Origin of the sequence: Actinoplanes auranticolor, assembly GCF_018332655.1 — a bacterium.
GTDB lineage: Bacteria > Actinomycetota > Actinomycetes > Mycobacteriales > Micromonosporaceae > Actinoplanes > Actinoplanes auranticolor.
This window is the reverse complement of record NZ_BOQL01000009.1, coordinates 16744-36097: the sequence shown is the minus strand read 5'-3', so window position 1 is coordinate 36097 and position 19354 is coordinate 16744. Positions and strand designations below refer to the sequence as shown.

General features: G+C 73.4%; 12 protein-coding genes. 7 read left to right on the top strand and 5 right to left on the bottom strand.

What is annotated here, in order from left to right; all coding sequences use genetic code 11:
* Positions 1 to 50: 50 nt before the first annotated feature.
* The 3 genes from Aau02nite_RS04655 to Aau02nite_RS04645 form a co-directional block, all read right to left on the bottom strand.
* Entirely contained in the window at positions 51 to 893 is an 843-nt protein-coding gene (locus Aau02nite_RS04655; protein ID WP_212987061.1) for an ion transporter, read from the bottom strand.
* A gap of 52 nt (positions 894 to 945) precedes the next feature.
* A complete protein-coding gene (locus Aau02nite_RS04650; RefSeq protein WP_438841098.1) occupies positions 946 to 4392 on the bottom strand; it encodes a galactose-binding domain-containing protein in 3447 nt (1148 codons plus the stop codon).
* Positions 4393 to 4587: 195 nt separating this feature from the next.
* Positions 4588 to 4884 carry a hypothetical protein gene (locus Aau02nite_RS04645; protein ID WP_212987060.1) on the bottom strand — a complete coding sequence of 99 codons (297 nt, stop codon included), beginning with the start codon at positions 4882 to 4884 and terminating at the stop codon, positions 4588 to 4590.
* 128 nt (positions 4885 to 5012) lie between these two features.
* Between Aau02nite_RS04645 and Aau02nite_RS04640 the strand changes: the two genes are divergently transcribed.
* Genes Aau02nite_RS04640 through Aau02nite_RS04620 form a run of 5 tightly spaced genes read left to right on the top strand, consistent with a single transcriptional unit; the run spans position 5013 to position 9237 of the window.
* Complete coding sequence (locus Aau02nite_RS04640; RefSeq protein ID WP_212987059.1) at positions 5013 to 5372, top strand: YciI family protein; 360 nt, start codon at positions 5013 to 5015, stop codon at positions 5370 to 5372.
* On the top strand, positions 5369 to 6610 hold the full coding sequence (locus tag Aau02nite_RS04635; RefSeq protein WP_212987058.1) for an RNA polymerase sigma factor: 1242 nt from the start codon (positions 5369 to 5371) through the stop codon (positions 6608 to 6610). Before Aau02nite_RS04640 ends, Aau02nite_RS04635 begins: the two co-directional genes overlap by 4 nt.
* 29 nt (positions 6611 to 6639) lie before the next feature.
* A complete protein-coding gene (locus tag Aau02nite_RS04630; RefSeq protein ID WP_212987057.1) occupies positions 6640 to 7329 on the top strand; it encodes a response regulator transcription factor in 690 nt (229 codons plus the stop codon).
* Entirely contained in the window at positions 7322 to 8686 is a 1365-nt protein-coding gene (locus Aau02nite_RS04625) for a HAMP domain-containing sensor histidine kinase (protein WP_212987056.1), read from the top strand. The genes Aau02nite_RS04630 and Aau02nite_RS04625 overlap by 8 nt, the downstream gene beginning before the upstream one ends.
* Before the next feature lie 41 nt (positions 8687 to 8727).
* Entirely contained in the window at positions 8728 to 9237 is a 510-nt protein-coding gene (locus Aau02nite_RS04620) for a hypothetical protein (RefSeq protein ID WP_212987055.1), read from the top strand.
* Between the two features lie 72 nt (positions 9238 to 9309).
* On the opposite strand, the gene Aau02nite_RS04615 is transcribed toward Aau02nite_RS04620, so the two are convergent.
* Both Aau02nite_RS04615 and Aau02nite_RS04610 read right to left on the bottom strand, forming a co-directional pair.
* The gene (locus tag Aau02nite_RS04615) at positions 9310 to 10080 is read right to left on the bottom strand and encodes a DUF5995 family protein (protein WP_212987078.1); all 771 of its coding nucleotides are present in this window, start codon (positions 10078 to 10080) and stop codon (positions 9310 to 9312) included.
* 174 nt (positions 10081 to 10254) lie between these two features.
* Entirely contained in the window at positions 10255 to 13107 is a 2853-nt protein-coding gene (locus Aau02nite_RS04610; RefSeq protein ID WP_212987054.1) for a helix-turn-helix transcriptional regulator, read from the bottom strand.
* Positions 13108 to 13288: 181 nt separating this feature from the next.
* On the opposite strand from Aau02nite_RS04610, the gene Aau02nite_RS04605 reads away from it, so the two are divergent.
* Together Aau02nite_RS04605 and Aau02nite_RS04600 are read left to right on the top strand one after the other, a co-directional pair.
* Positions 13289 to 13915: an adenylate/guanylate cyclase domain-containing protein gene (locus Aau02nite_RS04605; RefSeq protein WP_212987053.1), complete on the top strand. Its 627-nt coding sequence runs from the start codon at positions 13289 to 13291 to the stop codon at positions 13913 to 13915.
* A 69-nt stretch (positions 13916 to 13984) separates the two neighbouring features.
* Entirely contained in the window at positions 13985 to 19258 is a 5274-nt protein-coding gene (locus Aau02nite_RS04600) for a diguanylate cyclase (RefSeq protein WP_212987052.1), read from the top strand.
* The last annotated feature ends 96 nt before the right edge of the window (positions 19259 to 19354 follow it).

The window sequence follows — 19354 nt, the reverse complement described above, 5'->3', positions numbered from 1 at the left end:
CCTCAGCTCGCTGACGACGATAGACCCGGCTACCGGCAGAAATCACGGGTTCAGTCGCGGACGCGCAGATCCCGTTCGAGCTCCGCGATCACCGCCCGGAGATCGTCCAGGCGCTGGCTGATCGCCAGCCGGTCCAGCTCGTCCGGCTCGCCGTCGCCGTCGGCGTCGAAGTCCGGCGCCAGGCCCTCGGTCATCTCCAGCCGGCGGACCTCCTCCATCGAGTTCACGATGACCGCGATAAGGATGTTCACCAGCAGGTTCACCGTGATCAGGATGTAGCTGACGTAGTAGACGAGGGTCCAGGCCGAGACGGCCAGGCCCTGCTCGATGAGCTGCGGCAGGTTCTCCTGGGACAGCAGCACGAACAGGGTCAGCACCGCGCGGCCGATCGTGCCGTACTCCTCGGGGTAGTGATCCTTGAAGATCAGCCAGCCCGCCATGCCGTACACGTAGAGGGTGACCAGCGCCAGCGCGAGAAAAGCGCCCACGCCCGGCAGGCTGCGCACCAGCGCCGAGACGATGGTCCGCAGGCCGGGGGAGAACCGCACCAGCCGCAGCACCCGCGCGATCCGGATGATCCGCAGGGCGGTCGTGTCGCCGTGCAGCACGGGGATGAAGACGGCCAGCGTCACGACGAAGTCGAAGACGTTCCAGCCGTTGCGGAAGAAGTCCTGCGGCCGGCTGCCGTAGGCCAGGATCCGGACCGTTATCTCGGCCACGAAGAGCAGGCGGAAGGACCATTCCAGCCCGTGCAGCAGAGGACCGGCATGGCCCAGATCAGGGTACGTCTCCAGGCCCAGCACGATCGCGTTGGCGCCGATGACGATGATGATCAGGACTTCGAACAGGCGCGAACCGGTGATCCGGGCGCACCAGCGGGTCACCTGGGACATCCGCTGACAGTACAAAGTGGCGCCCCCGCCGGAGCGGGGGCGCCATGGCGGATCAGCTGCGGTAGACGCCGAACTCCCAGAGCGAGTAGCCGTACTCGGTGGCACGGACGGTGCCGGAGACCCGGACGTAGCGGCCCGTGCCGCTGATCGCCAGGTCGTCGAAGCCGCCGTTGCCGCTGGTGGTGGTGTGGATCGTCTGCCAGGTGCTGCCGTTGTCCGACACCTGCACCGTGTAGCCCCGGGCGTACGCCGCCTCCCAGCCCAGCAGCACCCGGTCGAACGACTGCACCGAGCCCAGGTCGACCTGAAGCCACGCGGTGTCGACCCATTCGCTGGCCCAGCGGGTGCCGTAGTCACCGTCGACGGCGTACGCCGGCAGCTGCGGCCCGTTCGTGCCGGTCGGCTGGTACGTCGACGCGGTGGCGGTCCTGCCCCGGGCCAGGTTCGTGCCGGGGATCGTCGGCGGCACCACCTTGAACGAGCGCTGCTCGATGCCCACGTTGCCGTGGCCGTCGAAGGCGTACACGTAGACCTTCCAGACGCCGAGCTGCTCCGGCGCGCGCACCGTGAACTGGTTGCCGTTCTGGGTGAAGGTCAGGTGGCGCAGGCCGCGGTTGCCGGTGATGTGCTTGTCGCTCGCCATCAGGTTGTACCGGATGAGGTCGCCCTGCGGATCGGTCGCGGCGACGTTCACGGTGAACGTGCCGCCGGCCGGCACCGCCGTCTGCGGGCTCACCGTCATGGCGGTGATCTCCGGCGGGGTGTTCGCCGACGCCTGCCCGGTGTACGCCTGCCTCAGCGCGTGGTAGCCGAGCCGCCGCCAGCCACCGGTGAAGGTGTTCAGCCAGACGCCGCCGAAGTCGTTCTCCAGCCCGTAGTGGAACTCGGTCGCGCCCAGCGCCACACCCGGGTGGCCCTTGATCGCGTTCCAGCTGTACGTGTATCCGGCCCGTTTCTCCAGGTCGGTCGGCTCGTCCGGGACCCCGTTGACGTCGTCGGGGACCTCCCACTCGCCGGCCGGGCCGCCCTCGGTCAGGATGTACGGCTTGGTGTAGCCACCGGCGATCCAGTCCCGCTTGACCGTGTCGATCGCGCCGTAGGAGTTGACGGCGAGCAGGTCCAGGGCCGGGGCGTGCGGCTTGTAGTAGGTCCAGGCGTGGGTGTACGCGTCGGTCGACGTGACCGGGTGGTTCGGGTCGGCCGCGTGGATCGCCTCGGCGACCTCGTTGACGAACTTGGCGTAAGCGATCCGGCGCGCCTCGACCACGTCGGCGGCCAGCCCGTAGTTCTGCATCTCCAGGATGACCTCGTTGCCGACGTCCCACATCAGCACGCCCTGCCGGCCCTTGAGCGCGTTGACCCGGGCCACGATCTCGGCCTTCACCGCGGTCTTGTACGCGGTGTCGTTGACGTAGTCGGCGCCGTGGTTGAGCCAGAGGCCGACGACGACCTTGATGTTCTGCTGGGCCGCCCGGTCGAGCAGCGCCGGGGTGTTGTCGTCCGGTCCCCAGATGCGGATCGTGTTGACGCCCATGTTCCGCAGGTCCCGCAGGTAGCCGTCCGCGGCGGCCTGCGGCGGGCCGTAAGTGATGCCTTTGACCTCGTACGGCGCGCCGTTGACGGTCAGCTGCCAGTTGCCCTGCGTACCGGTGACCCGGACGGTGGACGGGCCGGCCGGGGTGGCCGGGTCGGTCATCGCCGCCGGGGTGGTGCCGGCCGCCCGGGCCACGGTCACCGAGTCGATGCTGAGCACGCCGCCCGAGGTGGTCTCCGGGGTGGGTGTGGTGAAGCCCGCGACCGCGTTCGGCAGCGAGCCGCCGATGGCCAGGTCGAACCGCAGGAAGAAGCCGTGGTGCACGGCCGCCCGCCAGGCGGTCACGCCGACCTGCGACTCGCGGACCACCCACGTCTGCCGGCCGTCGAGGTAGAAGCGGATCTCCTCGTCGGTCCGGGTCCGGTCGATGACCTGGGTGTACTCGTGGAAGCCGGTCTGGCAGCCGGTGCAGCCGGCGAGCCCGCTCTGCCGTCCGTTGTACTCCGCGCACGGCCCGTCGGGTGCGGTGCCGCAGTGCAGCGTCTGGGAGAGCTGGCTGCGCCCGTTGACGTCGGTCATGATGTCGGTCTCGCCGACGCCGGGCCAGTTGTTGTAGTTGCCGCGGTAGGCCGCGCCGGTGGCGCGGAAGCCGGGCCAGTAGCCGGCGCCGTTGGTCACGTCGGGCTGCTTCAGGACGGCGGTGAACTTCGTCAGCTGGCCGGCCAGCGGCTCGAAATCGGTGCGCTGCGTCTCGATCCGCCCCGAGGTCCACTTGCCGGCGCCGTCGCGGATCGCCTTGATGTTCAGCTTGCCGGTGCCGTCGAGGTAGACGTTGGCGGTGGAGTCCGATGCGGTCTCGACCTCGCCGGTGCCCCAGTTCGCGGCGCCGCCGGGATACTGGGTGCCGGTGCGCAGCAGCCAGTTCGCCGCGCTGGGCGAGGTGTTGGCCGGGCCGCTGAAGTCGTCGGTCCAGACGGTGGTGAAGTCGCCGGGCACGGGCGGCGGCGTGGTCGGGTCGGTGGGCGGCGTCGTGCTGCCACCGGTGGAGACCTTGAACTCGTAGAGGGAGTAGCCGTAGCCGCCGGCGCGGGTGGTGCCGTACATCCGGACGTAGCGGCCGGTGCCGCTGACGGTGAGGGTCTCGGTGCCGCCGGCGCCGGTGGTGGTGCTGTGGATGTCGGTCCAGGTGGTGCCGTCGGCGCTGGTCTGGATCTTGTACGCCTTCGCGTACGCGCCCTCCCACTGCAGGACGACCTGGCAGATCGCCTGGGAACTGCCCAGGTCCACCCGCAGCCACTGGGGATCGGCGAACTGGCTCGACCAGCGGGTGCCCGCGTCACCGTCGACGGCCTTGCCCGCGGCGACGTCCGCACCCTCCTGCGACGAGGCGGTGGCCGGCTTGCCCTGGGCGGCGTTCGTGGTGCCACAGGCCGAGGGTGCGCCGGTGGAGCCGTAGACCTTGAACTCGTAGAGGGAGTAGCCGTAGCCGCCGGCGCGGGTGGTGCCGTACATCCGGACGTAGCGGCCGGTGCCGCTGACGGTGAGGGTCTCGGTGCCGCCGGCGCCGGTGGTGGTGCTGTGGATGTCGGTCCAGGTGGTGCCGTCGGCGCTGGTCTGGATCTTGTACGCCTTCGCGTACGCCCCTTCCCACTGCAGGACGACCTGGCTGATCGTGGCGGTCGCGCCGAGGTCCACGCGCAGCCACTGGGGATCGCTGAACTGGCTCGACCAGCGCGTACCGGCGTTGCCGTCCACGGCGAGGGCCGCGGCGACGTCCGCGCCCTCCTGCGACGACGCGGTGGCGGGCTTGCCCTGCGACAGCAGGGAATCGGCGGCGTGCGCGGTGACCTGCACGACACCCACGTAGGCGGCGACGACGGCGAGCACGGTGACGGGGATCAGCCGGCGCCAGCGTCGAGGTCGGGGCGCGTGCGGGGACAGCGCCGGGGGAGAAGCCGGATGCACGGGAACTCCTGACGTTCGGGGACGGAGTCACGGGGGATTGATCAATGGAGAGCGCTCTCCATGTCGCCGCAGTGTTGCCCCCGGTTTTCCGATGTGTCAAGCATTCCGTGCCTCAAAACCGACAAAACCGGTCTTTCGGAGCGAAGAAGCGACTCCTACGGAAAGCGCTCTCCGCAGCTACGGTAATTCGACCTGTCAGGCGGGGCGGCGGGCACAGGCGATCAGAATCATGAACGCGCCCAGAGTGGCCAGCGAGATCAGCTTGAGCGCGAGGCTGTTGTCGGTGAGGTCCTGCACCACCTGGATGCCGGCCCAGAGAGCGAGGACCGCGTACGCCCCGGCCAGCAGCCGCGGCCGCTGGACCGGCCGCCGGAACAGCCGGACCCGCCCCGGCCGGCGGTTGTGCTGCACCAGCAGCCAGACGGCCGACGCGAGCACCAGCACTCCCAGCACAGCCTTGGCCAGGAGCAGCACCACATCGACGGTCGGCATGCCCGGGAGGATAGTGCTCCTGCGCGAGCCGAGAAACTTCCCGTGCGGGTGTCGAGGACGGCGCCGGGTCTCCGACTCAACGGTGGAAGTGCCCCGCCGGGGGCACCCGAGGGCTGGGAGACTGAGCCATGAAGTACATGCTGATGATGTTCGGTGACGGCGCCACCATGATGCAGAGCCGGAGCCAGGAGTGGGTCTCCGAGATGATCGGGTTCATGATGTCGTTCAACGCCGAGCTGGAGAAGGCCGGTGAGCTGGTCGAGGCCCGCGGGCTGGCCGATCCCGCCTCCGCGAGGACCGTCACCCTGGTCGACGGTCAGGTGGTGGTGACCGACGGGCCGTTCGCCGAGGCCAAGGAATCACTGGCCGGCTACTGGGTGCTCGAGGTGCCGGACGAGCAGCGGGCGATCGAGCGGGCCGGTCAGGTCGTCGTCTGGGCCGAGCGGGTCGAGCTGCGCGAGGTTCCCGACGGGCCGCCCGAGCAGTGACCACGGACCGCCCCGGCGTCGAGGGCCTGCTGCGTGAGCTCGCGCCGCAGGTCCTCGGGGTCCTCGTGCGCCGGTACGGCCAGTTCGACGCCGCCGAGGACGCCGTCCAGGAGGCCCTGCTCTCCGCCGCGCTCAAGTGGCCGGTCGAGGGTGTGCCGGACAGCCCGCGGTCCTGGCTGATCACCGTGGCCGGCCGCCGGCTGGTCGACGAGTGGCGCAGCGAGAGCGCCCGCCGCGCCCGCGAGGAGCAGGTCGCGCTGCTGGAGCCGGCCGACCCGGCCGCCGCCGTCGATGCGGACGACACCCTCACCCTGCTCTTCCTCTGCTGCCATCCGTCACTGTCGCCGCCCTCGCAGCTCGCCCTGACGCTGCGCGCGGTCGGCGGCCTGAGCACCGCCGAGATCGCCCGGGCGTTCCTGGTGCCCGAGGCCACCATGGCGCAGCGGATCAGCCGGGCCAAGCAGCGGATCCGCACCAGCGGCCCGGGCTTCGAGGCGCCGCCGGAGGCCGAGCGCGCCGACCGGCTGCGGGTCGTCCGGCAGGTGCTCTACCTGGTCTTCAACGAGGGCTACACCACGAGTGCCGGGCCCGACCTGCAACGGGCCGACCTGACCGCTGAGGCGATCCGGCTGACCCGGATGCTGCACCGGCTGTTGCCCGGCGACGGTGAGACGGCCGGACTGCTCGCGCTCATGCTGCTCACCGACGCCCGGCGCCCGGCGCGGACCGACGAGCACGGCGCACTGGTGCCCCTCGACGAGCAGGACCGCAGCCGGTGGAACGCCGCGTTCATCGCCGAGGGGGTCGCGCTGGTCTCCGGGACGCTGGGCCGGGGGCCGCTGGGGCCGTACCAGTTGCAGGCCGCGATCGCCGCGGTGCACGACGAGGCCCGCACCGCCGCGGAGACCGACTGGCCGCAGATCCTCGCCCTCTACGAGGTGCTGGAACGCGTCTCGCCGGGCCCGGTGGTCACGCTGAACCGCGCTGTGGCCGTGGCCCGGGCGCGCGGGCCGCTGGCCGGGCTCGCCGTGCTGGCCGAGCTCGACGGCGACGAGCGGATGGCGGGCAACCACCGGCTCGAGTCCGTCCGCGCGCACCTGCTGGAGCTGGCCGGGGACCACGCCGGGGCCCACGGCTGTTATCTGCGGGCGGCCGCGATGACGGCCAGCCTGCCCGAGCAGCGGTATCTGACTCTGCGGGCGGCGGCGCTGGCAACCCGTACCTCATCCGAACATTGACCCGGCCCCGGGCCGGGCATGATGGTGCGGTGAGCGAACCTCCCGCCAAGGGCCTGATCCTGCTGGTCGAGGACGAGCGGCCGATCGCGGATCTGGTCCGGCTCTACCTGAGCCGGGACGGCTTCGGGGTGCACGTCGAGCACGACGGCGCGGCCGGGCTGGCGGCGGCCCGGCGGTTGCGGCCGGTGGCGTGCGTGCTGGACATCGCGCTGCCCGGGATGGAGGGCACGGAGATCTGCCGCCGGCTGCGCGAGGCCGGCGACTGGACCCCGGTCGTCTTCCTCACCGCCCGCGACGACGAGGTCGACCGGATCCTCGGCCTCGAGCTCGGCGGCGACGACTATCTGACCAAGCCGTTCAGCCCGCGGGAGTTGGTCGCCCGGGTGCGGGCCCTGCTGCGCCGGGCCGCCGGTCCGCCCGACGGCGGCCGGGTAAGCACGCTCGGCCCGCTGCAGCTGGACTCCGGCCGGCATCTGGCCACCGTGGACGGTGTGCCGCTGGCGCTCACCCCGACCGAGTTCGACCTGCTCGCGCACCTGCTGGGCCGGCCGGGACGGGTCTTCACCCGGGAGGAACTGCTGGCCAGCGTCTGGGGGTACGCCTCGCCGGCGGGCACCCGTACCGTTGATGTGCACGTGGCCCAGGTCCGCGCCAAGCTGGGGGCCGCCGCGACCCTGATCCGCACGGTCCGCGGGGTCGGCTACACCGCCGATGCGTAGCTTCCTCGGCACTCTGTCCGGCCGGACCGTCCTGGTCACCGCGGCCACCGCCGTCGTCGCCGTCATCATCACCGCGCTCGTCGCGCTGCCCATCGCCGTGCGGTCGGCCAACAACGCCGCCCGTGACGAGCTGGTGGAGAAGTCCGCGCTCGCGGTCGAGCTGCTCACCACGGAACGCCAGGTGGCCCGGGAGCGGATCGTGTCGCGGCTGCGGGCCGACGGCGTCGACGTCTACCTGATCCGGCGGGGCACCGTCGACCGGGCCGGTCTGCCGGACCGGGTGGTCACCCAGGTTGCCGGGGGTGCGACCGTCAACACCCGCGGCACGGTCGGCGGGCGTGCGGTGCTGATCGTCGGCCGGCCCCTGCGCGGCAACACCAGCGGCGTCGTGCTCACCCGCGACACCGCTTCCGGTACGGCGGCCCGGGTCCTCGGCGGTGTGTGGCTCGCCCTGCTCGCGGGCCTGCTCGGCGGTGTCCTCGCCGGAGCGTTGCTGGCCCGCTTCATCGCCCGGCCGCTGCGCCAGGCGGCCGTGGCGGCGGGCCGGTTGTCGGCCGGCGACCGGTCGGTCCGGCTCGCGGTGCGACCGCCGGCCGAGGTCGCCGAGCTCGCGTCGGCGCTCAACCAGCTCGGCGCGGCGCTGCAGATCAGCGAGGGCCGCGAACGCGAGTTCCTGCTGTCGGTGTCGCACGAGCTGCGGACCCCGCTGTCGACCATCCGGGGTTACGCCGAGGCCCTGGCCGACGGTGTGGTCGCCGCCGACGGCGCGGCGCGGGCCGGGCAGACCATGGTCGCCGAGGCCGACCGGCTCGACCGGCTCATCTCGGACCTGCTGGTGCTCGCCCGCCTGGAGGCCGCGGACCTGCCGGTGGACATCGTCCCGGTGGACCTGGTCGACCTGGCCGGCTCGGCCGGTGAGGCGTGGGCCCGGCGTTGCGGCCCGGACGGTCCGGAGCTGCGCACCGAGCTGCCCGCGGAGCCGGTGCCGGTGGCCACCGATCCCGGCCGCCTGCGCCAGGTCATCGACGGGCTCTGCGAGAACGCGCTGCGCGTCGTGCCGCCGGGTGCCCCGCTGATCCTGGCGGTGCGGCCCGGCCCGTACGGCGGCGTGCTCGAGATCCGCGACGGTGGTCCGGGTTTCTCCGACGAGGACCTGGCGGTGGCGTTCCAGCGCGGTGCCCTGCAGCGGCGTTACCGGGGCGTCCGGCGTACCGGTAGCGGTCTGGGCCTGGCTCTGGCCGCCCGGCTGGTCGGGCGGCTCGGCGGCACCATCGCGGCCGGGCACGCCCCCGAGGGCGGCGCGATGTTCACCATCGCCCTGCCCGCCGCGACCGGCCCTTACCCAACCCGAACATGACGCTGATCCGGCCCGTGCACGGCGGGCGCAGTCTGGGCCCTATGACACGAACCCGTATCGCGCTGACCCTGACCACTGTGAGCCTCGCCGGTCTGCTCGGGCTGAGCGGCTGCGGCGGTGGCGCGGCTCCGGCCGGTGCCCCGGCGGTGCCCGCGGCTGACGTCGCGGACGAGACCTTCGCCCTCGCTGCCGTCGGCCTGGAAGCGGACCCGGCCCCGTCGGCCTCCGCCGGGGACAAGGCAGGCAAGCATCCCGGGGCCCGTAAGTACCTCAGGAAGAACACGCTGCACGGGGAAATGACGGTGCAGGGCAAGGACGGCGTCAAGACCGTGGTCGTGCAGCGCGGCACGGTCACCGCGGTGGACGCCACGACGGTGAGCGTCAAGTCGGCCGACGGCTTCGCGCAGACCTGGACCTACGGCGACAAGCTGCGGGTCGTGCAGGACAAGAAGAAGGTCGAGGCGGGCGCGATCAAGAGCGGCGCGGAGATCGGCCTCGCCGGCGCCAAGGACGGCGACAAGAGCGTCGCCCGGCTCGTCGTGATCAAGTAGCCAGGAGGTTCAGGGCCCGTGCTCTTGGACAAGCACGGGCCCTGCACCCCGCCCCCCGGAAGAAAGACCTGGTCACTGCAGGATGGCGCCCATCGGCGACATCAGGAGCTTGCCGAAAGCCTCGGCGGTGCCGTCCAGGCGCGCCCGTTCCCGGCCGATGGCCTGCAGGTCGTGGCGTACGCACCAGAGCTTCTGCGAGTTGCGCCAGGCCACGTTGCGGGTGTACTCGATCAGCTCGCCCTGCCACCAGTCGTCCAGGTCGCCGTTCATCATGTCGATGATCAGCTGCCACTTCTCCAGGAAACCGCGGCGCAGCCCGGGGATGGACTCGGCGAAGATGTCGTTGATCTGCAGGTAGTCGTGGTGCTGGTCGCTGTGGTCGACCGGGTCGGAGCCGAGGTGGTCGAACGTCGTGACCAGAGCGAACGGCAGGTCGAAGTTGATGTGCGCGTTGACCCCGGCGGCCGCCGACGGTAGCGGGCGCGCGTCCGGGCCGGGGATCCGGTGGAACAGCACGGACCAGGCGCGCGGGCAGCCGGCGCTGGCGTCCGACCACTGGCGCAGGGCGTCGAAGTAGCGGGCGGCGAACTCCACGTCCAGGCGGGACAGGAACGCCGGATCGGCGAACCGGCCCGCGTACAGGCGCTCGAGCACGCTGGTCGTGATGGTCAGGTAGAGCTTGTTGAAGTCGGCGAGCGGGTTGCTGACCAGCAGCGGGGGCACCCGCTCGAGCACGTCCTGGAGCTTCGTGAGCTGGTCGACCACCGCGGGCACGTCATCGGGGTGCCCGGCCAGCACGTCGGCCATGTCCTGACGGACAGGTCCCCAGACGGATTCGGTGATCATCGCGGTCCTCCACACACGGAACTCCCTCGCGGAGGCCCTCCAGCACCGCCCGGCGGCCCGGTGGTGCGGCCGGCCGGGCGGTGCTCCCCCGAACGGGAATCAGCTTTTCACCGGGGGCGGGCACGGGGATCGGTAGAACGACGTATTCCGCGTACGTAGATAACGAAAAGGTCACGCCGCGCGGAGGAACACCCGGCTGGCCTGCACCCGGGTGCGTACCTGGAGCTTGTCGAAGATGTGCCCGACGTGCACGCCGACGGTCCGTTCGCTGATGAACAGGGCCTGACCGATCTCCCGGTTGGTCAGCCCCTCGGCCACCGCGGCCAGGACCTCCCGCTCGCGCTCGGTCAGCACGTCGAGCTCGTCGCCGGATCCGTGGCCCGGCGCCGCGATGGCCACCGTGTCCTCGTCGCCGGTCAGGGCCACCCGGGCCCGGGTCGCCACCGCCGTGATCTCGGCCGCGAACGGCTTGGCGCCCATGGCCCGCGCGGTCGCGTACGCCTCGCGTAGCGCCATCGTGGCGGCCGCCCGGCCACGGTTGGACCGTCCCGGCCGGCGGGCGAAGGTGGCCTCGGCCTGCCGCAGCCGCGAATACGCCGCCGGGTAGGGCTGCTTGCGCCTGTCCCACGCCGCCGCGGCCCGGGCCCACAGCTCCGGGTCGTTACGGTCGTCGATGCGGCTCTGCTCGGCCGCGCACAGGTCCAGATACCCGTCGACCACGGCCCGCACCGGCGGGGCCGCGTTGCCGGCGCCGCGGGCCATCCGCTCGACCACGGTCTGCAGCCGGCGCACCGCCGCCGGATCCACCGGCACCTTGCCGCCGGCCTGCGCCTGCGCCTCCGCGCGCAGCCCGTGCCAGGCCAGTACGCCGAGCAGCACCAGGTCGTCGGAGCGGGTCTCGGTCAGGCCGCGCTGCACGGCGGCCCGCGCCTCCGCGTGCCGGCCCTGCCACATGGCCAGCCCGGCCCGCAGCGTGAGCATCGGCAGCACGTGCCGGGCGCCGCCGCCGGCCAGGATGGTCGCCACCGCCTCCAGGTCCCGGTCGGCCTGCTCCACGTCGCCGACGCCGACCCACAGCCGGCAGCGCGACAGCAGCAGCTCGACAGCGTCGGCGCCGGACGGGTGGTGCCGCATCGCCGTGTCGAGCACCTTCTCCATCTCGGCCCAGTCGCCGATCCGGAACAGCCCGTTCGCGGCGATCGCCAGCAACCGGGTCTGGTATGTGCGGCCCAGCCCGATCGCGGCCAGCTTCTCCGCGCCCCGGCGGGCCACCAGCACGCCCTCCTCGACGCTGTTCAGCGGGCCGGTGAGCAGCTCGGCGAGGTGCAGATAGGCGCAGCCGATGTCGTCCGGGTGCCCCGAGCGCTCGGCGATCTCCACGGCCTGGCGGATCACCGCCAGCCCCGCGTCCGGATCCTCCCGGAAAGCCAGGCTGAACCCGAGCGCCGCGCTGGCCCGGACCAGGTCGCCGGTCGAGCCGTCGGCCTTCTCGGCCAGCTCCAGCGCATCGCGTGCGCGGACCCCGGCGTCGGCGTAACGGCCCAGGTGAACCAGCAGCTCAGCGAGGTGTGCGGCGGCGCTGGCCTTCTCCGACTGGGTGCACTCCGCGAACGCCAGCGCCCGTTCGTACTCGATCTCCGCCGTCGCCGAGCGGCCCGCCGCGGCCAGGTAGCGGGCCCGGCGCAGGTGGATCTCGCAGGCGCCGGGGCCGTCCGGACGGGCCGCCAGCTCCTCGAGCCGGGTCAGGGCCCGCTGGTGCTCGCCGCAGCGGTGCGCCGACTCGGCGGCGTGGGCCAGCAGCTCGGTGTACTCGGGCGCCTGCTCGCAGCCCAGCTCCAGCGCCATGCTCCAGTAGCGGTGCGCCTCGGCGAAGCCGTAGAGCTGCTCGGCCGCCCGGGCCGCGGCGACGACCGAGGGCATCGCCCGGGCCGGCTCGCCCGCCTGCCGCCAGTGGTGAGCCAGCCGGGCATGGTCGACCGTGCCGGGGACAGCCTCGAGCGCCTCGGCGTAGCGGCGGTGCCGGGCGGCGCTCTCGGCCGGGAGCACCTCGTGCTCGAGGACCTCGGCGACGACCTGGTGCCGCAGCCGGTACCCGTCGTTCGCGCTGGTCACGAAGCGGTGGGCGACCGCCGCCCGGATCGCCTCGATCAGCTCGGTCTCCGGCAGCGGCAGGACGCGGGCCAGCAGGGCGTGTTCGACCGGCTCGACGCCGGCGGCGACGGCGTGCACCACGTCGTGGGCGTGCGGGGGCAGCTCGTCGACCCGGGACAGGAAGATCTCGCGCAGCGTGTCCGAGAGCTCGACCCGGCCGTCCCGCAGGTCCCGGGAGAGCTCCTCGACCACGAAGGGGTTACCGCCGCTGCGCTTGTAGACCCGGTCGGCGTCCTCCGGGGCGACGGTCGCGCCGGCGATCGCGGCGACCAGCTCACCGGTCGCCTCCCGGTCGAGCGGGGCCAGGTCCAGCACGCGTACGGAACGTAACCGGCGCAACTCGGCCAGCACCCGCCGCAGCGGATGCGAGCCGTGCAGCGACTCGGAGCGGACCGCGGCCAGCACCGACAGATTGATCTCGCCGAGGCCGGCCAGCAGGTAGAGCAGCAGCTGCCGGGTGCTGCGGTCGGCCCACTGCAGGTCGTCGAGCACGAGCAGCAGGCGCCGCCCCTGGGCCAGGGAGCGCAACTGCTGGGAGACCCGTTCGAGCAGCACCCCGGCGCCGTCCTGGTTGGCCGCGGCGTCCACCGGGCCGGTGTCGGCGTGCACGCCGGCGCGGCGCAACGCCTGCAGGACCGGGTGCAGCGGAGAGGCGTCACCGATGTCCAGGCACGTGCCGGACAGCACGGCGACACCGGCCTCACGCAGGGCTTCGGCCGTCTCGTGGAGCAGGCGGGTCTTGCCCACACCGCTCTCGCCGGTGACGAACACCGCCGCGGTGCCGCTGGGACCGGCGTTCAGCAGGTCCGTGCGAAGCGCGGTCAAAGTGCCGGTACGTCCGACAATAGGCGCGTCGTCCCCCTCGCTGGCCATGCGTGGCAGCCTAGTGCCGATCCGGGTAGCACGTTCTCGTCGGTTCGGACTGTTCTGCGTCACAAATTCGACGCTGGGGCCCGCTGTCACAGATACGTCATTCTGCCGATCCGCTGGACCCCCGCCGGCTGGCACCGTTCATCTCGCCAATGCGGCGAAGGGACGTGGGGACGTGAACAGAATGACAGCCGGCCTCCGGTGCCGGCGACAGACAGTGACCGTGCTGTTCGTCGACATCGTGGGCTTCACCAGCATCGTCGACGAGCTGGACTGCGCGGATGTCCGGGATCTGCAGATGGACTACTTCGCCACCGTGTCGGCCGAGGTGCAGGCCGCGGGCGGAGTGGTGGAGAAGTTCATCGGGGACGCGGTCATGGCGATCTTCGGCGCGACCGCACCGGTCGCCGGCACGCCGCAGGACGTGAGCCGCGCCGCCGCGGGGGCGGTCCGGGCCGGGCTGGCGATCCAGGAGGCGCTGCGGGGGCGTCTCCTGGCCGGCCGGTTCCCGGTCCGGACCCGGGTCGGGCTGGCCACCGGCGACGCCATCGTCGACCTGGACCAGACCCGCGACGGCGGGTACGGGATGGTCAGCGGCAGCGTGGTCAGTACGGCGGCGCGGCTGCAGGCGTACGCGCCGCACGACACCGTGGTCGTCTGCGCGGCCACCCGCGCGGTCACCGACGAGGCGGTCGCCTACCAGGAGATGCCGCCGGTCTCGGTGGCGGGCAAGTCGGCGCCGGTGGAGCTGTCGCGAGCGCTGTACCCGCAGGTGGTGACGGCCGCTTCGGCCCTGCAGACCTGCGGCTGACGGGCCCGGCCGGCAGATCGGCCCGGGTCCAATCCTTCAGCGGGGGCGACCTGGGCCGATAAAGGCAACGTGGGTGCCACGCCTTCTCCGCCGGCCGAGCCGGCTCTGCTGCAGCTCGAGCCCGGCGATGCCGCCGGGCTCGAAGTGCTGGGCGAGCTGGGCCGGGGCACCCAGGCGGTCGTGCACCGGGTACGGCTGCGCGGCCAGGAGTACGCCCTCAGACTCCTGCGCGACACCGTCGCCGCAAGCGCCGAGGGCGTGCGGGAGTTCCGCCGCCAGTGCGCTCTGCTGGCCGCCATCGACAACCCGGGCCTGCCCCGCGTGCACAAGGCCGGTACGGCCGGCGGCCGCCCGTACGTGATCATGGATCTGATCGCGGGCGAGCCGCTGACCGCCCGCCTGGCCCGCGGCCCGGTCCGTGAGTCCGCCGCCGTGCGGATCGCCACCGATCTCGCCGGCGCCCTGCAGGCGGCGCACGCCCACGACCTGGTGCACCGCGACGTCAAGCCGGACAACATCGTCGTCGGCCCGGACGGTGCCGCCGCACTGGTCGACTTCGGGCTGGCCACCCGCGTCCCGGCCGGCCCCAACGGGCTGACCGAGGAGCCGGTCGCCGGCACGCTGGTCTACAGCCCGCCCGAGCAGAGCGGCATGCTCAACCGGCCCGTGGACGGCCGCTCCGACCTGTACGCCCTCGGTGCGGTGCTCTTCGAGTGCGTCACCGGGGCACCGCCGTTCGCCGCGGCCGACGTCGGTGAGCTGCTGCACCTGCACGCCACCGCGCCCGTACCCGACCCCCGGGCCCTGGCCCCCGGCCTGGGCGCGACCTTCGCCGCGATCCTCGTCCGGCTGCTCGCCAAGGACCCCGACGACCGTTACCAGAGCGCCGCGGGCCTGCTGGCCGACCTGCGACGGCTCGGCGACGACCCGGCCACGCTGTTCCCGCTCGGTGAGCAGGACGGTCCACCCCCGCTGGTCGCCGTCCCGCTGACCGGCCGGGACACCGAGTTCACCGCGCTACGGGAGCGCTGGAGTGCCGCCGCGGCGGGCCGTGGTGGCATCGCCGTGCTGCACGGCGGCACCGGCAGCGGCAAGACCCGGCTCGCGACCGAGCTGGGCGAGCTGGTGGAGGCGGCCGGCGGCACCGTGCTGCGGGGCACCGCCTCACCGAGCGACCGGCGGCCGATGGCGCCGCTGCGGGCGGCCGTCGACGCGTACGTCCGGGCCCTGCTGCGCCGCTCCGGCGGTGCCACCGCCGCCGCGAAGCTGCTGCGTTCCGCCGCCGGGCAGGGCGCCGGCCTGGTCACCAGCCTGTCCCCGGCCCTGGCCGACGCGCTCGGCGTGCCCGGCGTGGCGGCCGAGATCGGCCTGGAACGGCACTCGGCCGCCGTCGCCGACCTGCTCACCGGCGTGGCCCGGACGACCGGCCCGGTGCTGCTGCACCTCGACGACGTCCAGTGGTTCGACGACGGCACCGTACGGGTGCTGGAGCAGCTCGCCGCCGGGCTGAGCGGCGTGCCGCTGCTCGTGCTGGCCACCGCCCGCAACGACGAGGAGGGCGCGCCGGCGGCCGCGATGGTCCTCAACCGCCTCGAGCCCGGCCCCGACACCGACATCACGCTGGCGCCGCTGAGCGCCGCGGGCGTCGGCGACCTGATCAGCGCGTTGTCCGGCGGCGTCCGGATCGACGAGCGCGGGGCCGCCGCGATCGCCGTGCTGACCGGCGGGAACCCGTTCGCGACGCTCGGCTACGCGCGAGCGGTGATCGACGCCGGCCTGCTGACCCCCGACTGGGGCGTCTGGCGGGTGGACACCGCCGGCGTCCAGGAGCTGGCCCTGCCGGCCGACTCCGCCCAGCTGCTGCTGCGCCGGATGGGCACCCTGGCCCCGGAGAACCGCCGGCTGCTGCAACTGGCCGGCGTCATCGGCGCCACCTTCGCCCCCGGCCTGGTCGCCGAGGTGGCCGGCGTCGGCCGCCGCCGGGTCCTCGACGTGCTGTCCGACGCCGCCCGCCGCGGTCTCGTCGAGCACCGCGAGGGCACCGTGCGCTTCCTGCACGACAGCATCCGCCTGGCGCTGATCGACGGCCTGCCGGACGACGAGGTGCGCCGGCTGCACCAGCGCATCGCGGACGTGCTCGACCGTGACGGCGCAGACGTGTACGCGCTCGCCCGGCACTGCGCGCTCGGCGACCCCTCGTACGAGCCGGCCCGGATGCTGCGCGCGGGACAGGCCGCCGGGGCCCGGGCGCTGGCCGAGCACGCCCCGGACACCGCGCTGACCTTCCTCGAGTACGCCGCCGAGGCCGCCGCGACCGGCGGGCTGACCGTGGACAGCGAGTTCCACCAGCTGCTCGGGATCGCGTACCACCAGAACGGCCGCTTCGACGAGGCGATCGCCGCCCTGACCACCGCCCTGGACGGGACCACCGACCGCATCGCCCGGGCGCACCTGCACCTGCACCTGGCCCGCGTGCACGAGAGCAACTGGGGTGGCGCCGAGCAGGTCCGCGCGGTCGAGCAGGGCCTGGCCGAGCTGGGCCGCCCGCTGCCGCGCAACCCGGTCGTGGCCGCGCTCACCGGCATGTGGCTGTTCTTCGTGGGCTGCCTGATCGGCGTCACCCGGCTCGGCTACGGCACCGCCAAGGGCGCGTACCGCGAGCGGCTGAAACTGCAGACGACGCTGTACCACTACGGCGGCTCCGGCAGCGTGCGAACCCTGCGCCCGCTGCGCTCGCTGCTGTACGGCCTGCGCTTCATCCACCCGACGAGCCGGCTCGGCCGGACCCCGGAACGCGCCCGCGACCTCGTCGGCCTCACCCTCGCCCTGCGGATGCTGGGACTGCAGCGCACCTCCGACCGGATCACCGCGGCGGCCGTCCGCCAGGCCCACGAGTTCGGCGACCCCACGCTGCTCGCCCGGATCGACTGGATGACGGCGATCGCGGTGCACGGCAGCGGCGCGGACTCCGGCGAGCGGGTGCGTCAGGTGCTGGCGGAGCGCGACCGCTTCCTCGACGTCGGCCTGATCCTGGACTGCTACGCCGTTCTCGGCTGGGACTGGCTGCTGCGCGGCGAGATCACCGAGGCCGAGGCGGCCCGGCCGGCCCGGCAGCGCTGGCTCGAGGCCGGCGGCAACGCCGACCGCAGTGCCGTGGTGGCCGTCGACGCCGGGCTGCTGGCCATGCGCGGACGGGCCGGCGAGGCGGTCGCCGCGCTGGCCCGCGCCGCGGACGGACCCAAGGAGATCCACGAGGTCGTCGACACGATCATCGCCCGGATGCTGTCCGCCATCGAGCGCGACGACCTCGAGGGCGCCTTCGACGAGGCCGTCACCGAGTTCGAGAGCCTCGGGCTGCGCCCGCTCGACGTGCTGCCCGCCCAGCACTGCTACTACGTCTATCTGGCGTACGGCCGGCTGGAGCAGGCCCGCCGGGCCGCCCCGGGCGACCGCGACGCCGCGGTGGCCGTCGCCGCGGCGGCCGTCTCCGCGCTGGGCCGGGTCACCCGCCGGCCGATCGTGGCCGCGCACCACCGGATCACCCGCGCGGCGCTGATCGCCCTGGACCCGGCCCGCAGCACGGCCGCCCTGGAGCTGCTGACCAAGGCCGAGCCGCTGCTGCGCAAGGTCGACGCGCCGCTGCCGGCCTTCGAGGCCGCCCTGGTACGCGCCCGCGCGCTCACCGCCGCCGGCAGCACCGGGGAAGCCGAGCGGCAGGCGCGGATGGCCGCCGGGATCGCCGAGGACCGGGGCTGGCCGCACCGGGCACGCCGGGTGGCCGCCGAGTTCCGGCTCGACGCCGGGCGCCGCAACCGCGTACCCGTGGTGGCCACCCGCGGCCGGGCCGGCCAGCGCTGGGCCGCCCTGGAGCAGCTGAGCCTGGCTGCCTCCCGGGTCATCGACCCGGACCGGCTGACCCGGGTCGCGCTGGACGAGACCACCCGTCTGCTCGGCGCCGAGCGGGCCATCCTGTTCCTCATGGACGCCGAGACCCAGGTGCTGGCCCCGTTCGTCGGCCGGGACTCGAGCGGCCGGGACGTGGCCGAGCTGACCGGCTACAGCGCCACCGTCGTCGACCGGGTCCGGCACAGCCGTGAGCCGCTCGTGGTCACCGGCACCGAGCAGGGCGAGGCCATGGGCGCGCAGAGCGTCGTCCAGTACGGCCTGCGCAGCATCCTGGTCGCCCCGCTGGAGCTCGACGACCGCCTGCTCGGCGTGGTCTACCTGGACAGCCGGGTCGCCAAGGGCGTCTTCACCGTCGACGACGCCGACGTGCTGACCGCCATCACCCACCACATCGCGGTCGGCCTGGAGACGGCCCGCGCCGCCCAGCTCGAGGTCGCGGTCGCCGCCGCCAACCGCCAGCGCGACCTGGCCGAGACGCTGCGCCGCGCGATGGCCCGGCTCACCGGCACCCTGGACCCGCAGCTGGTGCTGCGCCGGCTGCTGCTCACCGCCCGGCAGACGCCCGGCGCCAACCGCGGCTGGCTGCTGCTGGGCACCTCCGACTCGACCGAGATCACCGTGCTCGGCGGGCCGGCCCCGGTGCAGCTCGCCCTGGCCGAGCACCCGGACCTGCGGGCCCTGCTGGACAACCGGCAGGCCGACATGATCAACGGTACGCCGCCCTGGGCCGGCGCCTTCGACGACTCCACCGGGCAGAGCTGGCTCACGGTCACCCTCGACGACCGCAACGGCGCCGTGGGTGTGCTGGTGCTGGCCTCGGACCGGCCGGGCGCGTACGCGGCGGCCGACCTGGGTCTCGCGGCCGCGCTGGTGGGCCAGGGCATGGTGGCCTTCGACAACGCCCGGCTCTTCAGCCGCGTGAACGAGCTGGCCACCACCGACAGCCTGACCGGCGTCGCCAACCGCCGGCGCTTCTTCGAGCTGGCCGAGCGCTCGCTGGCCGCCGCCCGGGCGGTGGACGGCCCGGTCACCGCGCTCATGGTCGACATCGACCACTTCAAGCGGATCAACGACGCGCACGGCCACCAGGTCGGCGACGACGTGATCAAGGGCGTGGTCCAGCGCCTGCTCGGCGGCCTGCCGGCCGACGGCCTGGTCGCCCGGTACGGCGGTGAGGAGTTCGCGGTGCTGCTGCCCGGCATCGACTCGGCCGGGGCCCAGCTCGCCGAGGAGCTGCGGGCCGCGGTGGCCGGCACGCCGGTCGACACCCGCTCCGGGCCGATCCCGGTGACGATCAGCGTCGGCCTGGCCCGGCTGCGCCCCAGCGACCCGACCCCGGACACCCTGCTCGGCCGGGCCGACGCCGGCCTCTACGCCGCCAAACAGGCCGGCCGGAATCGTGTCGTGGCTCACGACCCGGAGCATTTGCCCCTTTAGTCGTGTGTTATGGAGACCAGCTCACGGTCGGCCTCACGAAAGTCGTCGGAGGTGCCCGGTAGGCTCGCCGCGTCGTTGACAGCTGCCACTGCCGGG